This window comes from Pseudomonas sp. BO3-4, assembly GCF_034044115.1.
GTDB classification, from domain to species: domain Bacteria; phylum Pseudomonadota; class Gammaproteobacteria; order Pseudomonadales; family Pseudomonadaceae; genus Aquipseudomonas; species Aquipseudomonas alloputida.
In genome coordinates this window covers 2,539,797-2,555,168 of the sequence record NZ_CP139018.1, presented here as the reverse complement: position 1 = coordinate 2,555,168, position 15,372 = coordinate 2,539,797, and the positions used below count along the sequence as shown (strand labels likewise).

14 protein-coding genes are annotated in these 15,372 nt (G+C 62.4%); 4 read left to right on the top strand and 10 right to left on the bottom strand.

Annotation, left to right across the window (positions count from 1 at the left end; genetic code table 11):
• Position 1: 1 nt before the first annotated feature.
• Positions 2–826, top strand: coding sequence for an aldo/keto reductase (locus REH59_RS11880; protein WP_003256107.1), 825 nt, complete (start codon positions 2–4; stop codon positions 824–826).
• A 30-nt stretch (positions 827–856) separates the two neighbouring features.
• Here REH59_RS11880 and REH59_RS11875 read toward each other — a convergent pair whose 3' ends face one another.
• The 5 genes from REH59_RS11875 to REH59_RS11855 all read right to left on the bottom strand — a co-directional run bounded on the left by REH59_RS11875 (position 857) and on the right by REH59_RS11855 (position 6,136).
• Positions 857–2,953: a putative bifunctional diguanylate cyclase/phosphodiesterase gene (locus REH59_RS11875; RefSeq protein WP_014860024.1), complete on the bottom strand. Its 2,097-nt coding sequence runs from the start codon at positions 2,951–2,953 to the stop codon at positions 857–859.
• Between the two features lie 162 nt (positions 2,954–3,115).
• Positions 3,116–3,610 (bottom strand): GNAT family N-acetyltransferase, encoded by a 495-nt coding sequence (locus REH59_RS11870; protein ID WP_014860023.1) that lies wholly within the window; start codon positions 3,608–3,610, stop codon positions 3,116–3,118.
• 117 nt (positions 3,611–3,727) lie between these two features.
• Positions 3,728–4,663, bottom strand: a complete 936-nt coding sequence (gene catA, locus REH59_RS11865) for a catechol 1,2-dioxygenase (RefSeq protein WP_014860022.1) — start codon at positions 4,661–4,663, stop codon at positions 3,728–3,730.
• Between the two features lie 43 nt (positions 4,664–4,706).
• Positions 4,707–4,997 (bottom strand): muconolactone Delta-isomerase, encoded by a 291-nt coding sequence (gene catC / locus REH59_RS11860; protein WP_003256111.1) that lies wholly within the window; start codon positions 4,995–4,997, stop codon positions 4,707–4,709.
• A gap of 17 nt (positions 4,998–5,014) precedes the next feature.
• Positions 5,015–6,136, bottom strand: a complete 1,122-nt coding sequence (locus REH59_RS11855; RefSeq protein WP_003256112.1) for a muconate cycloisomerase family protein — start codon at positions 6,134–6,136, stop codon at positions 5,015–5,017.
• A gap of 135 nt (positions 6,137–6,271) precedes the next feature.
• Between REH59_RS11855 and catR the strand changes: the two genes are divergently transcribed.
• From catR to REH59_RS11840, 3 genes are all read left to right on the top strand, one after another.
• Entirely contained in the window at positions 6,272–7,144 is an 873-nt protein-coding gene (gene catR, locus REH59_RS11850) for an HTH-type transcriptional regulator CatR (protein ID WP_014860020.1), read from the top strand.
• Between the two features lie 245 nt (positions 7,145–7,389).
• Positions 7,390–8,157: an SDR family NAD(P)-dependent oxidoreductase gene (locus REH59_RS11845; RefSeq protein WP_012051983.1), complete on the top strand. Its 768-nt coding sequence runs from the start codon at positions 7,390–7,392 to the stop codon at positions 8,155–8,157.
• A gap of 28 nt (positions 8,158–8,185) precedes the next feature.
• A complete protein-coding gene (locus tag REH59_RS11840; protein ID WP_014860019.1) occupies positions 8,186–9,457 on the top strand; it encodes a D-arabinono-1,4-lactone oxidase in 1,272 nt (423 codons plus the stop codon).
• A 46-nt stretch (positions 9,458–9,503) separates the two neighbouring features.
• Here the strand turns inward: REH59_RS11840 and REH59_RS11835 are convergent, their stop codons facing one another.
• The 5 genes from REH59_RS11835 to REH59_RS11815 all read right to left on the bottom strand — a co-directional run bounded on the left by REH59_RS11835 (position 9,504) and on the right by REH59_RS11815 (position 15,255).
• The gene (locus tag REH59_RS11835; RefSeq protein ID WP_004577507.1) at positions 9,504–10,301 is read right to left on the bottom strand and encodes a helix-turn-helix transcriptional regulator; all 798 of its coding nucleotides are present in this window, start codon (positions 10,299–10,301) and stop codon (positions 9,504–9,506) included.
• A gap of 115 nt (positions 10,302–10,416) precedes the next feature.
• Complete coding sequence (gene eutH / locus REH59_RS11830; protein ID WP_014860018.1) at positions 10,417–11,649, bottom strand: ethanolamine utilization protein EutH; 1,233 nt, start codon at positions 11,647–11,649, stop codon at positions 10,417–10,419.
• A 153-nt stretch (positions 11,650–11,802) separates the two neighbouring features.
• Positions 11,803–12,651, bottom strand: a complete 849-nt coding sequence (locus REH59_RS11825) for a helix-turn-helix domain-containing protein (RefSeq protein WP_004577509.1) — start codon at positions 12,649–12,651, stop codon at positions 11,803–11,805.
• A gap of 53 nt (positions 12,652–12,704) precedes the next feature.
• A complete protein-coding gene (locus REH59_RS11820) occupies positions 12,705–14,117 on the bottom strand; it encodes an aminotransferase (RefSeq protein WP_320450573.1) in 1,413 nt (470 codons plus the stop codon).
• A gap of 34 nt (positions 14,118–14,151) precedes the next feature.
• Positions 14,152–15,255 carry a polyamine ABC transporter substrate-binding protein gene (locus tag REH59_RS11815; protein ID WP_014860015.1) on the bottom strand — a complete coding sequence of 368 codons (1,104 nt, stop codon included), beginning with the start codon at positions 15,253–15,255 and terminating at the stop codon, positions 14,152–14,154.
• Positions 15,256–15,372 lie beyond the last annotated feature (117 nt).

Genomic DNA, 15,372 nt, shown 5'->3' with positions numbered 1-15,372 from the left:
CATGCAAAGGCTCAGCACCCGCACCGGCCTGGACCTGCCCGCCATCGGCCTGGGCACCTGGCCAATGACCGGCAGTGAATGCACCCAGGCCGTGCGCCAGGCACTGGACGTGGGTTACCGGCACATCGACACTGCCACCGCCTACGAAAACGAAGCAGCCGTTGGCCAGGCGCTGCGCGACAGCGACGTGCCACGCGAGCAGATCCACCTGACCACGAAGGTCTGGTGGGACCGCCTGGAGCCCAACGCCATGCGTCAGTCGCTGGAAGACAGCCTGCGTGCGCTGGGTACCGAACAGGTCGACCTGTTCCACATCCACTGGCCAGGCAAAGACTGGGACCTGGCCCGCAGCATCGACACCTTGGTAGCCCTGCGTGACGAAGGCAAGGCGCGGCACATTGGCGTGGCCAACTTCCCGTTGGGGTTACTGCGCCAGGTGGTGGAAACCCTGGGCGCGCCGTTGTCGGCGATCCAGGTGGAATACCATGTTCTGCTCAGCCAGCAACCGCTACTCGACTTCGCTCGCAGCCATGACCTGTTGCTCACCGCCTACACCCCGCTGGCACGCGGCCAGGCAGCGGCGCAGCCGGTGATCCAGGCGATTGCCCGCAAGCATGGCGTACTGCCCAGCCAGGTCGCGCTGAAATGGCTGCTGGACCAGGACGGCGTGGCGGCGATCCCCAAAGCCAGCAGCCGCGAAAACCAGCTGGCCAACCTGGCTGCGTTGACCGTGCAGCTGGATGACGAAGACCGCGCAGCCATTGCCGGGCTGCCGAAAGACCAGCGCGTGGTTAGCCCGCCGTTTGCCCCGGACTGGAACAGCTGAGGCCGCGCCTGCCAGGGGCCGCGCAACTCATTATTCTTGCGTGATGACCTGCTTCAACCGCTCGCTCGCCGGTGCCGGCCGCCCGTAAAAGTAGCCCTGGAAGTGCGAACAGCCTTCCGCCGCGAGCCGGCGCATCTGCTCCTCCGACTCCACGCCTTCGGCCGTGGTCTTGATCATCAGGCTGTTGGACAGCTCGGTAATGGCGCGAATGATCGACATGGCCTCGCGGCTGTCGCACATGTCATGCACGAACGACTTGTCGATCTTGATCCGGTCGAACGGGAACGAACGCAGGTAGCCCAACGATGAGTAGCCGGTACCAAAGTCATCCAGTGAAATGGACACGCCCAGGTCTTTCAGCGCACGCAAGGTGCGCACGTTTTCCTCGCTGTTGCCCAGCAGTACCGACTCGGTAATTTCCAGCTCCAGCCGCTGCGGCGGCAGGCCCGAGTCGGCCAGCGCGAGGGCGACGGTATGCACCAGATCGCCGTTCTTGAACTGCACCGCCGACAGGTTGACCGACACCGTCTGCTCACTGTCCCAACTGGCCGCCTCCTGGCAGGCCAGATTCAGCGCACGGTTGCCCAACTCGTGGATCAACCCGGTTTCTTCGGCAATGGGGATGAAGTCCATCGGCATGACCATGCCACGGGTCGGGTGTTCCCAGCGCAGCAGCGCCTCATAGCCGGTAACGCTGCTGGTCTGATGATCGACTACCGGCTGGTAGTGCAACTGCAACTGCCCCAGGTGCAGCGCTGTGCGCAGGTCGGTTTCCACCAGGCGGCGCTGACGGGCGGCAACGTCCAGTTCGACATCAAAGCATTCATAACGATTACGGCCGTTACGCTTGGCTTGGTACAGGGCCATGTCGGCGTAACCCAACAGTTGCTCTGCCTGGTCATTGTCATCAGGCGCGATGGCGATGCCGATGCTCACCCCCACCACGAACTGATGCCCTTCGATCTGGAATGGCGGGCTGATGGCCTTGATCAGGCGCTGCGCGGTGTTACACGCGGCATCCCGCCCCTCCAGGCCCGTCAGCACCACGGCAAACTCGTCGCCCCCCAGGCGGGCCAAGGTGTCGTGCTCACGCAGTTCGCGGCGCAGACGCTTGCCCAACTCGCGTAGCAACTTGTCACCAAACGCATGGCCAAGGGAGTCGTTGATGTTCTTGAAGTTGTCCAGGTCCAGGCACAGGGCAGCCGTCAGCTTGGCGTTTTCGCTGCCGCGCAACAGGGCCTGGCGTAGCCGTTCGTGGAACAGCGTACGGTTGGGCAACCCGGTGAGCGCGTCATGGTGCGCCATGTGATGGATCTGCGCATGGGCGGCCAGCTCTTCGGTGGCGTCTTCAGCCACGAACAACACGTAATCGGCCTGCCCCTCGCGGCTCTGGCTGAGCAGGGTACGGCTGCGCAGGGTGCGAGGGCCACGGGCGGTCTCGACGCGCGTTTCGGCGGCGTGTCCCTTGGTGCTGCGGGCACCCCGCACGAATTGCTGCTCCAGGTAGTCACCGGCAGCCGGCGCCAGGCATTCCTTGGGCAACTGGCCGATCATGCTGCGCTGCGGCCCGCCGAACAGGCGTTCGGCCTGCTGGTTGGCCAACAGGATGCGCTGGCTTTCCAGGTCCTGGACGATGACGCTCGCGGGAATGTTGGCAATCACCGAATCGAGAAACTGCGAAAGCTTGGCCATTTCCTGGCTGTACTGCTCGGCCAGCTCTTTGGCCTGCAGCAGTTCGAGCTCCTGGCGGTGGCGTTCGGAAATGTCGCGGGTGACCTTGGCGTAACCCACCAGTTGCCCGGCATCGTCGTACACCGCTTCGATGACCACATGGGCGTGGAAGACCGTCCCATCCTTGCGCAGGCGTGCGCCCGTTTCTTCAAAGCGTCCGGTGCTGCGCGCCTGCTCCAGGTTTAACGCCGGCAACCCGGCTACGCGCTCGGCATCGGTGTAGAACAACGAGTAATGCTGGCCGACGATTTCCTCGGCACGGTACCCCTTGGCGCGCTGGGCGCCGGGGTTCCAGTTGGCGACGATACCTTCAGGGGTGAGCAGGTAGATGGCATAATCCACCACGCTCTGGATCAACAGCCGGTACATGATGTCGGGGTTTGCTGCGAGCGACATGAACTTTACCTGAACCTTCGAAGCGCATGAAAAGGGACCCCGGCAAGCGGCGGCCGGGTCTTGGAAAGCGATGATGGCATTATGCCGCTCGCGAGCATTTTGTGAAGCACATCACAAAAATGGCGCTATCCCTTATCCACACCAACGAACAGGCGCCCCCCCTCAATGGCGGGTACCGGTCACCAGGAAATTGAGCAAGTCCGGCTCATCCCCCAAGGGGATAGCCTGCGCCGGCCGCGGCAGGCTCGCCAGCACGGCATTGCAGAAAGCCACGGCGGGCAGATCCTGCGCGTAGCAACGCAGCAGCCAGTCACCCTCGCCACTCAGCAACTGCAACGCCACCGCTTGGCCGATGCCCTGGCGACGATACTTCTTCAAAATAAACAGGTCGGCAAGTTCCTGCGCATCGATGCCAGGCAGTTCGCTACGCTCGACCAGGACGAAGCCGGCGATGAATCCGTCCACCAGCACCAGATACGCGCCCCAGCCGTCGTCCTGCCAGTAGCGTTGCAGGTGCTCCTCGTGGATGTAGAAACGGCCATCCGCCTCGACGTCTTCCTGCTCCCAGTCGGAGGACTCGTAGCAATAGAACTGGTAGAGATTGCGGATCAGCGAAGCCTGGTCGAGGGTGGTTGGCAGCAGCGCGATGGGGAGCATGGTGTAGGAGGCCTGAACAAAAAGACGATTCTAGATCACCCGCCCCTGACGACAAAAAGCCCGGGACCTCCCCGCACGGAAAGCCCCAGGCAAAATCACAGTGACATAACCTTGAACTCAGCCCTCCTGCAACGCCCGCGGCCGATGGTTTCGCGCCTCGGCGTCAGGCGACTTGGCACCCTGTAAGCGGAAGTCGAATGACAACTCGGCAAAGCGCTCTGCTTGCACGCCGCGGTCGCGCGCCGCCGCCGCATCCTCGACAAAACGCAGTTCGCCGATCAGCCCGTCACGGGTGGCATAGGCAAAGTCGTCCCACAGGTACTTGTCGCCCGCAAAGTTGATCTGCGTAGTCAGGTGGCGGTGCCCCGGTGCCGAGATGAAGAAGTGCACGTGCGCCGGGCGCTGGCCATGGCGGCCGAGCAGGTCCAGGCATTCCTGGGTTGGCCCCTGCGGGTCGCAGCCATACCCCGACGGTACGATCGAGCGCGCGCGATAACGGCCCTCGGCATCGGTAATGATACGCCGACGCAGGTTGAACTCGGACTGTGTCGAATCGAAGTACGAATAGGTGCCCTGGGTGTTGGCGTGCCACAGGTCGACGGTGGCACCGGCCAACGGTTTGCCGTCGGCATCGAACACCTGGCCCTGAAGGAACATCACCACGCCTGGGTCAGTGCCGTCGTCCATGCGCACTTCGCCCTCTGCCAGCGGCGCCCCGGCAACGTACAACGGGCCTTCGATGGTGCGCGGGGTGCCGCCGCCAAGGCCGGCTTCGGCATCCTTGGCATCCTGCAGCAGGTCGAGGAAGTGCTCGATGCCCAGGCCAGCAGCCAGCAGGCCTGCCTCGTTACGGCCGCCCAGGCGGTTGAGGTAGTCCACGGCGTGCCAGAACTCGTCCTCGGTGATTTCCAGGTCTTCGACCAGGCGAGCGGTGTCTTGCAGCACACGCAGAATGATCTGCTTGAAGCGCGGGTTTCCTTCGGCATGGTCCAGGCCAGCCACCCGGTTGAAGAAGGCTTGAATGTCGGCAGTGTGGGAAATTTTCACGGTCATCGTGCTTACCTCGTATTGTTCTTGTCAGGCATACAGGTGCGAATCAGCGATCGTCGCTGTGAATAGACGAGGGATGCCGACACAGGCCGTCGACCTCAATGTCCATGTACGGGAACAGCGGCAGCTGCATCAGCGTGTCATGCAACGCCTCGACGCTGGGCACATCGAACACGCTGTAGTTGGCGTAATGCCCGGCAATGCGCCACAGGTGGCGCCAGGTGCCTTCGCGCTGCAGGCGCTGGGCCAGTTCCTTTTCATCGGCCTTGAGCTGGGCGGCCTTGGCCGGGTCCATGTCGACCGGCAGCTTCACGGTCATCTTCACGTGGAACAACATGGTTATCTCCTTGCTTGTCAGCGACGAGCGAAGCGCGCCAGGCGCTGTTCGTCCAACGTCAGGCCCAGGCCTGGGGTATGGGGGATGTGCAGCTGGAAGTCGCGGTATTGCGGCGGCTCGTTGACGATCTCCTCGGTCAGCAGCAGCGGCCCGAACAGCTCTGTACCCCAGGTGAGCTGGCGCAGGGTGAGGAATGCGTGGGCCGAAGCCAGGGTGCCGATCGAACCTTCGAGCATGGTGCCGCCGTACAAGGCGATGCCTGCGGCCTCGGCGATCTGTGCAGTGCGCAGCACCGCGCGCGGGCCACCATTCTTGGCGATTTTCAGGGCGAAGATGCTGGCGGCGCCGTCGGCGGCCAGGCTGAAGGCGTCCTCGACGCTTTCGATCGACTCATCGGCCATGATCGGTGCCGGGCTGCGCTGGTTCAGGCGCACCTGGCCACCACGGTTGATGCGCGAAATCGGCTGCTCGATCAGGTCGATGCCGTTGTCGCCCAATACCTGGCAGGCGCGGAGGGCCTGGGACTCGTCCCAGTACTGGTTGACGTCGACCCGCACGCTGGCGCTGTCACCCAGCTCGCGCTTGATCGCGACCACGTGCTTGAGGTCCTGGGCCACCGGGTTGGCGCCGATTTTCAGCTTGAACACGCGGTGCCGGCGAATGTCCAGCATGTGCTGGGCTTCGGCGATGTCGCGGGCGGTGTCGCCGCTGGCCAGGGTCCAGGCCACCTCCAGGCTGTCACGCACGCGGCCCCCCAGCAGTTCGCTGACCGGCAGGCCCAGGCGTTTGCCCTGGGCGTCGAGCAAGGCGCTTTCGATGCCGGACTTGGCGAAGGTGTTGCCCTTGGCCAGCTTGTCCAGCTTGAGCATGGCGGCATTGATGTTGTCTGCCGGTAGGCCGATCAGCGCCGGGGCGAGGTACGCGTCGATGTTCGCCTTGATGCCTTCGGGGCTTTCGTAGCCATACGCCAGGCCACCGATGGTGGTGGCTTCACCGATGCCTTCCACGCCATCACTGCAGCGCAGTCGCAATACCACCAGGGTCTGCTGCTGCATGGTGTGCATCGCCAGCTTGTGCGGGCGAATGGTCGGGAGATCGACGATAATTGCATCTATGTGTTCAATCAGCGCGCTTGTCATTGTTGCCAGGTCCCGTCAGGTCGGGCTTACAGTCGTAGGCCCGAGCGATGCGTTTACTTGATTGTTGAAGGATTGCGCGAGACCCTGACGACCGTCCAATATCAAATGAATCTCCCACCATACCCTGGAGGTCTGATGGAGCTGCGCCACCTGCGTTACTTCAAAGTCTTGGCCGAGACCCTGAACTTCACCCGCGCCGCCGAGCTGCTGCACATCGCCCAGCCACCCCTGAGCCGGCAGATCAGCCAGCTGGAGGACCAGCTCGGCACCCTGCTGGTGGTGCGCGAACGTCCGCTGCGGCTGACCGAAGCCGGCCGCTTCTTCTACGAGCAGACCTGCACCGTGCTGCAGCAGTTGCAGAACATCAGCGACAACACCCGCCGCATCGGCCAGGGCCAGCGCCAGTGGCTGGGCATCGGTTTTGCGCCCTCTACCCTGTACACCGTGCTGCCGGAGCTGATCCGCGAACTTCGCCAGGACAGCGAGCTGGAACTGGGCCTGAACGAGATGACCACACTGCAACAGGTGGAGGCGCTGAAAAGCGGGCGTATCGACATTGGCTTCGGCCGCATTCGCATCGACGACCCGGTGATTCACCAGCAGGTGCTGTGCGAGGACCCGCTGGTGGCCGTGCTGCCCAAGGGCCACCCCCTGGCGGGCAGCCCGCTCAGTCTGGCCCAGCTGGCTGGCGAAGCGTTCATCCTCTACCCGGCCAATCCCCGGCCCAGCTATGCCGACCACGTGCTGGCGCTGTTCGCCCACCACGGCATGAGCATTCGTGTCAGCCAGTGGGCCAACGAACTGCAGACCGCCATCGGCCTGGTAGCGGTTGGCGTCGGGGTGACCCTGGTGCCAGCATCGGTACAGCAGCAGCACCGTCCCGATATAGAGTATGTCGGCCTGCTTGATAGCGGCGCCGTCAGCCCCATCATCCTCAGCCGGCGCAAGGGTGATGTAAGCCCGATCGTGAAGCGGTGCCTGGCGTTGATCGAGCAACAGGCACTCTGAACACACCATGCACCTTGTGGGAGCGGACGCGCCGGCGAACACGGGCAAAGCCCGTGCTATGCACCGGTTCTCCTGCTTCGCGGGCAGGCCCCACAGGGACTCTATAGCCCTGCCCCATTGCCTATGCGTGCCCCGTATACCCATCGGTATATGGATGTTCCCGATGATCTGTTTCATGCTCCGGCACGCGAATCGCGAAACGCCCGGGCTCAAGACAGTCAATCAAAAAACATCGGGAGTCGAACATGGCTGGACGTCTTAACGGCAAGGTGGCGCTGATCACTGGCGGTGCGGGTGGCTGCGGGCTGGCCGCATCGGAGCTGTTCGCGGCAGAAGGGGCAAGGGTAGGCATTGTCGACCTGCCCGGCAGCAAGGGCGCCGAAGTTGCAAGGCGATTGCGTGATGCAGGTTACCAGGCCATCTTCGCCGCCGCCGATGTCTCGGACGCACAACAAGTGAAGGCCGCGGTGGCGGCCGTAGAAGAGGCATTCGGCCACATCACCGTGCTGATGAACCACGCGGGCATCCTGTCGGCCATGCCCTTCCTGGAAACCAGTGAAGAAGAATGGGACCGGATCATGGCCGTGAACGTGAAGAGCATGTTCCTGGTCACCGGCGCGGTGTTGCCGGGCATGCTCGCGGCCGGCGGCGGCAGTATCGTCTGCACTTCATCCATCTCGGCAGTGGTGGGCACGCCGATGGAGGTGCTGTATTGCACCAGCAAGGGTGCCACCCATATGTTCGCCCGGGCTATCGCTGTGGAGTTTCGCGACCGAGGCATTCGCGCCAATGCCATCTGCCCGGGCTTCATCGCCACCGCCCACGGCCTGCGCGAGATCGATATGTTGCGCAAACATGGCGTGGACGTCAGCGAACAGGCCATCGCTGCCGCCCAGGGGCGCTTGTGCCAACCCTCGGAAGTCGCCAGCGCAGCCTTGTTCCTGGCCAGTGACGACGCCAGTTTCGTAAACGGTGCGCACCTGTTTGCCGACAATGGCTACACCGCCCTCTGATTACAAGAACAACCGGCAGGAGAACGATGTGAGCACCTCTTCCAACAACATGCATATCAACGAATTCGGCCTTGAACACGCGCACTGGCGCAACTGGGCCGGTAACCAGTCCTGCATCCGTACAGCACGCGGGGCACCGGCCAGCGAGGACGAACTGTGCTCAATGGTCAGCCAGGCCAGCAGCAATGGCATGAACGTGCGCGTGGCCGGCTCGGGGCATTCCTTCACCCCGGTGGCACTGACCAATGGCCTGCACCTGACCCTGGCCAACATGAGCGGCGTACGCCATATCGACCACGAGAGGAAGCGCGTCACCGCTGCCGCCGGCACCACCATCAATGCCTTGGGCAAGACATTGCGTGCCGCCGGGTTATCAATGGTCAACCAGGGCGACATCGACAGCCAGTCGATTGCAGGCGCATTGACTACCGGTACCCACGGCACCGGTCTGACCCTCGGCAACCTGGCCTCGTCGATTGTCGGCATGAAGCTGGTGCAACCCAATGGCGAAATACTCGTGGTCGACGAAAGCACCCCTGACCTGCTACAAGCGGGTCGGGTGTCGCTGGGCGTACTGGGCATTGTTTCCGAACTGACCTTGCAGGTGACCGACAGCTTCAACCTGCACGAGCGCATCTGGCGCGAAGACTTCGAAAGCGTGATGGAAAAGCACGACGAACTGGCACGCGAACACCGCCACTTCAGCTTCTTCTGGTGCCCCTACGAGCAAAGCCGGCATTGCTATTGCCTACCCGATACCGCCGCCACCTCTACAAGCGGGCGCACCACCGATGTCTGCGAAGTGAAGGTCATGGACATCACCGGCCACCCGATCTGGGAAAGCGAGTTCGAGAAAGTGGCCTACAGCTCGGATGTGTACCCGATCGAGTACCTGCCCAACTTTCACGAGCTGGAATACGCTGTGCCGTTGCGCCACAGCAAGGAAGCGTTGCGGGCCGTGCGCAAGCTGATGCTGGAGGACTTCCCCAAGGCCATCTACCCCATCGAGTACCGCTTTACTGCCGGTGACGGGGCGTGGATGAGCCCATTCTTCGAGCAGGACAGCGTGACCATTTCGGTGTCCGGCCAGCCGGGTACCGACTACTGGGACTATCTGCGGGCGGTGGATCAGATCCTGCGTTCCTATGGCGCCAGACCGCACTGGGGCAAGCTGCATTTCCTGACGGGTGAAGATGTGAGTGCAATATACCCGCGGGCCGAGGACTTCCGTAAGCTGCGCCGCCAGCTCGATCCGCAAGGGATCTACCTCAGCGAGCACCTGAGTCCGCTGTTCAGGTGACCTGTACCTGATACAGCAAGGGGCTGCTTTGCAGCCCCTTGCTGTATCAGCCCTTGGCCAGATAATCGATAAACAGGCGAAACAGTTCGGCGTTGGATGAAATTTCCAGGCGCTGATAGATGTTGTGCTTGTGCACCTTTACCGTCCCATCGGAAATATTCAGCTGCCGCGCAATCGACGCATTGCTGTGCCCCTGTAACAACAACTTGGCGATAAGGCGCTGGGTTTCAGTCAGTTGCCCTTGCAAGATCTCTACGAAGGCGTCCTCCAGCACCACCCCCTCTGGTGCTGCGCGCAGGATATCAGCGTAACGCAATCGACAGTGCTGACCAAAAACCGAAGCCAGCAGCGGCGACATTGCAGCCAACAGGTCCATTTCTCCTGCACCGAAATCCCCGCTGCCGTGGTTGCGCATCAGCGAATAGACGATCGCCAACCGGGGCCGAAGGGGAATGATGAAGCCCACCTCATCCACCGCCGTCCCATAGTCGGACGACACGCAGGGGTGGATGTCCTTGGAAATGGCAAACCCTGAAGAGAAGAAGCAGTCAGGTGCCAGTTCGCTCATGCGCCATAGCCCGGATGGGTGCTCGTTGACGCAAGCAACGTAGAACGGGTCAAGCAGGTAGCCGCCGCGCACGTAGGCGTTCAACGTACGCTCCGTGACCGTACGGTTGTACCCGTTATGCACCAGCAGTGCTGGTTGATTGAACTGGAACAGGTAGGCGCAACTCATGTCGAACGTCAGCTTGCTGCGCAGCCACGCATCCAGCGCCGGTCCCAGCTGTTCGCTGCCGATCGCCTCGATCACCGCTGCCAACTCGTTTGCCTCATCTTTTGTCATTGCTCACCACACGCTCATGCACCGAAGGCCTGCATGACCTTACCGCCTTGATCGGTTAAAAACACAAAATCCGGAGCGCCCAGGACGCTCCGGATCATGCGCATGACGCTTTTGCTCAGGACGGCTCGGCCACCCCCTTGCAGACACCTGCGGCAGCGTCCTGACGCCCCAACTCCTGCGCCTTGGGCACCGCCAGCCAACTGGCCAGCAGCATGGCGATCAGGCCGCCACTGAGTTTGCCTATCATCAACGGCAGTATCAGCGAGGGCTGGAAGTTGGCGGAGAAGGCCATGTGGTCGCCAAAGGTGAACGCGGCGCACACAGAGAAAGCGATCACCAATACCTTGTCCTTGGGCGGCATTTCGCTGACCAAGCGAAACATGGCCAGGATATTCGCCGAGGCCGCCAATACCCCGGCCGCACCGACACCAGACATGCCAAAGCGCGAGGCCACCCGTTCGATTGGCTGCGCCAGGAAGCGCTTGAGCAAGTGCACCATGGGGAACGCCCCGCACAGCATCAGGCCGATGTAGCCAGCAATTTCCAAGGCGCGAAACTGATCATCGGCATCGGCGATGATCGGCGCAAAACCCCAGCTGCCGAACAGGTGGCTGAACAGGCCGGTGAAGTACTGCACGATGGACGCTACCAGCACCAGAACCACGGCGATGTACATGAACTGGCCGAGCTTGAGGAACAGGTACACCATCAGTGTGGGGAAGTAGCGCAATGCTGCTGCCAGGGCAATGCAAAACAGGATCAACGGCATCAGGTTGCGCAGCAGCATTGCCCAGGTGAAGTGCAGTGCCTGGGTAGCGGCGCCAGTGGTAGCGATGTCCGGACGCACGCTCAGGCCAAGCGCCTGCATGGTCATGGCAATGATCATGATGCTCAGCGGAATGGTCAGCAGCCCGGCCATGATCCCCAGTGCCATGTACTTGTGGTCGGCCTTGCGCAGCATGGCCAACCCGACCGGAATGACGAAGATGATGGTGGCGCCGCACTGAAAGCCGGTGATCAGGCCGAGGATCCAGCCTTCCTGGCTTTGCGCCAGCGCTTTGGCTAACTGGTAGCCGCCCATGTCCGAGGCGATGAAGATGGGACCGGCGATGCCAGGGTCGGCCCCGATGGCCTGGAACAGTGGCGCGATCACATGACTGATACCAGCTGAAATGTACGGGATCGCCGCCATGATGCCGGCTACCGGGATAAAGATGGGGCCGATGCTGTGCAGGCCGGCGATGAACTCCTGGCCCAGTTCGCCTTCGGGGTTGTAGATGGATGCCACGGCACCCAGTACCGCGCACACCATGATGACGTAGATGACATAGGTGCCGATGCTTTCCATTTGCCGCCTCATTTTTAGAGTTTTGGGTTGGCAGGACTGAAATGTAACGGGGCATCGTTGTTGTTATGGCTTGAGCATGGCGCGCCCCGTCGAGGGTTAAGCTATGCGGCAAGGTGCAGGGCTGTCCATATACCGGGAGGTATAGAAAATTGATCACCGCGTTACGCTAAGGATTTCCAGCTGATCACCGCGTAACCAGTCGATAAACCGTGCAAACAACTCCGATTGCGAGTTGATCCCGAGCTTCATGTACAGGTTCTTGCGGTGCATGCGCACGGTCTCCGGCGAGATACCCAGCTCCTGCGCAGTAGATTTCACCGAGTGCCCGCGCAGGATCATGTGCGCCACTTCCCGTTCGCGGTCGGTCAGCACCTGACAGCCAAAGCTGTCGAACGCTGCCTGCAGGCTGCCGCGTTCGGTTGATGCAGCGCCCGGTTCCAGGTTGTGCCGGGCATAGCGCCCCAGCAGTTCGCGCACCATCGGCTCCAGCGCACGCAACAGGTCGACCTGCCCGGCATTCAGGCGCGTGCCGCTGCAGCCCTGGAACAGGCTCAGCGACAGCTTGCGGCCTGCGCTGAGGTCGACGATGTAGTAGCTGTCTTCACTGCAACCTGTACCCAGGTAATAAGCCTTGTAGTAGTCGCTGTCGAAGAAGTTGTCGGGGGCGATTTCCTGCAGGTGGTAGAAGCCTTCGGCCAGGCCGCTTTGCACGGCAAGGCAGAAAGGGTCCAGCAGGTAGCCGGCGCTGAAATAGCGCTCCAGCACGGCAGCCCGGTGCAGTTCAGGAATGCCTTGCTGGTACAGCAACTGCGGTGCCCGCCCCTGGCACTCAAGGCTGATCATCATCGACTCCACCTGCACCAACTGGCCGATGGCAGCGGCCACATACTCCAGCGCCTCGGGGGTTTCGCCATGGGCCAGGGCGCGCTGCAACGCCACGTGCCACTGCTGCAGCGCGCCCATTGTGAGGGTAAGCGGGGTATCGGGGGAGGCCTGGGTCATGCCCGGCAGTCTAGCCTGCCAGGCACGCCCGCGCACAGCCCTTTGCGCCAGGTTCATCGGCCTTGGTACAGGCCAAGCGCCGTGAGTTCACGCGCGGTTTCGAGGATGCACTGGCGCAGGGTCTCGACGATCTCGTCCACCTGCGCATGGGTGATGATCAACGGTGGCGACATCACGTTCAGGTGCATGATCGGGCGCACCAGCAACCCTTTTTCCTGCGCCTTGCTGTGGATGCGCTCGCCGATGTTCACCTCATCGGCGAACAGTGCCTTGCTGGCCTTGTTGGCGACGAACTCGACACAGGCCATCAGCTTCATGCAGCGCACATCCCCCACCAGCGGCAGATCGCGCAGGCTCTGCAAGCGTTGCTCAAGGTAACCCCCCACGTCCCTGACATGATCGAGCAGTTGCTCGCGCTCGATGATCTCGATGTTCTTCAGCGCCGCCGTGCAGCACACCGCGTGGCCGCTGTAGGTAAACCCGTGGGTGAAGCAACGGCCCTTGCCTGGCTCGGCAATCACTTGCCAGATGCGCTCGGAAAAAATACACGCGCCCAGCGGCAGGTACGCCGAGGTCAGGCCTTTGGCGGTGGTGATGATGTCTGGGATCACGCCAAACAGTTCCTCGCTGGCGAAGAAGGTGCCCAGGCGCCCGAAGGAGGTCACCACTTCGTCGGCGACGAACAGGATGTCGTAGGTCTGGCACAGCTGCCACATGCGCTGGAAGTAGCCCTCGGGCGGAATGATCACCCCGCCCGAGCCCATGATCGGCTCGGCGAAGAACGCCGCCACGTTGTCGGCACCCAGCGACAGGATCTTGTCCTCGAACTCGGCCACCAGGTAGTCGAGGAATTCGGCCTCGTCCATGTCGTGCGGGGCACGGTACGGGTTGGGGTTGGAGACGTGGTGGATCAGGTCGTGGTGATAGTCGAACTCCGGCACCCGGTCGGCGGCCTTGTTGCCGATCGACATGGTCAGGGTGGTGGAGCCGTGGTAGGCGTTGTAGCGGGCGATGATGTGCTTTTTGTGTGGCTTGCCGCGGCAGTTCTGGTAGTACTGGATCAGCCGGTAGGCGGTGTCGACAGCGGTCGAGCCGCCGGTGGTGAGGAACACATGGTTCAAGTCGCCCGGCGCCAGCTGCGCAAGCTTCTGGCACAGTTCGATGGCCACGTCGTTGGCCATGTCGGAGAACGGGTTGGAATACGCCAGCTGGCGCACCTGGTCTGCGATGGCCAGGGCCATTTCCTCGCGGCCCAGGCCGATGTTGGTGCACCACATGCCGCCGACGGCATCAAGGAAGCGGTTGCCGTGGGTGTCACGAATGTAGGCGCCCTCGCCGGCGACGATGTTCAGCGCGCCTTGCTCGCGGTGCTCGTCGAACACATGGTAGCCGTGCATGTAGTGGGCCTTGTCGGCCTCCACCAGCGGGTCGTGGGCGATAGCGAATGCTTTGCTTGGGGTGGCCATGGGCAGCTCCTTGGCGAGAATGTTTGGGCAGTGTTCAGAAACCGGTCTTGACCGTGCTCCAGACCCGGGTGATGGCGCGCATGTCCTTGGGGCTCTGGGTTTTCTGCGCGAACAGGCGCTCACGGGTTTGTGCGTCGGGGTAGATGGTCGGGTCCTGGCGGATGTCGTCACGCACCAGCGCGGTGGCGGCGGCGTTGCTGTTGGCGTAGTGGATGTAGTCAGTGACCTTGGCCATGGTCTGCGGCTGCAGCAGAAACTCGATGAAGCGGTGGGCGTTGGCCGCGTGCGGCGCATCCTTGGGGATGTACAGGTTGTCGAACCAGATCAGCGAACCTTCCTGGGGGATGAAGAACGACAGTTTGATGTCCTTCTTCGCTTCCACCGCGCGGGCCTGGGCGGTGGCGTAGTCACCGGACCAGGTCAGCGCCAGGCAGACATCGCCGTTGGGCAGGCTGGTGAGGTAGTTGACCGAGTCGAACTTGCGAATGTAGGGGCGGATGCCCAGCAGCAGTTGCTCGGCCGCCTTGAGGTCGGCAGGCGACGCGCTGCGTGGGTCCTTGCCCAGGTACTGCAGGGCCAGCGGAATGACCTCGGTGGGCGCGTCCATCAGGGTGACGCCGCAGTCGGCGAAGCGCGAGACGATCTTGGGGTCGAACAGCATGGCCAGCGAACCGATCGGCGCGTCGGGCATGCGCGCGGTGATCTTGTCGACGTTGTAGGTTACCCCCGAGCTGCCCCAGGTATAGGGCGCCGAGTACTTCAGGCCAGGGTCGTAGCCCTGCAGGTTGTTGACCACCTGCTGATCGAGGTTTTGCCAGCTAGGCAGTTGCTGCTTATCCAGTGCCTGGAACACGCCGGCGCTGATCAGCGGGGGGACCAGCGAGGCGTTGAGCATGACCAGATCGTAGCCGGAACGGCCGGTGAGCAGTTTGGTCTGCACGGTTTCGTAGCCATCAAAGGTGTCGTAGATGACCTTGATGCCGGTGGCCTTCTCGAAGTCGGCCAGGGTGGTTTCACCGATGTAGTCGGTCCAGTTGTACAACCGTAACGTGTTACCACTGTCCACCTCTGCCGCCTGGGCCAGGCTGGCGCCAGACGCCAGCAGCAGACCGCCAATCACCTTCAGTACCTTGCGCATGGCAACTCCATCGTGTGAGTGCTCCGGATCGAGCCGATGGGTTCACTATCGGTGGATTCGTCCAGGGGTGACATACCCCGAATGTGTGGGTGGTCGTTTTTTGGCAGGTGGCGCTGG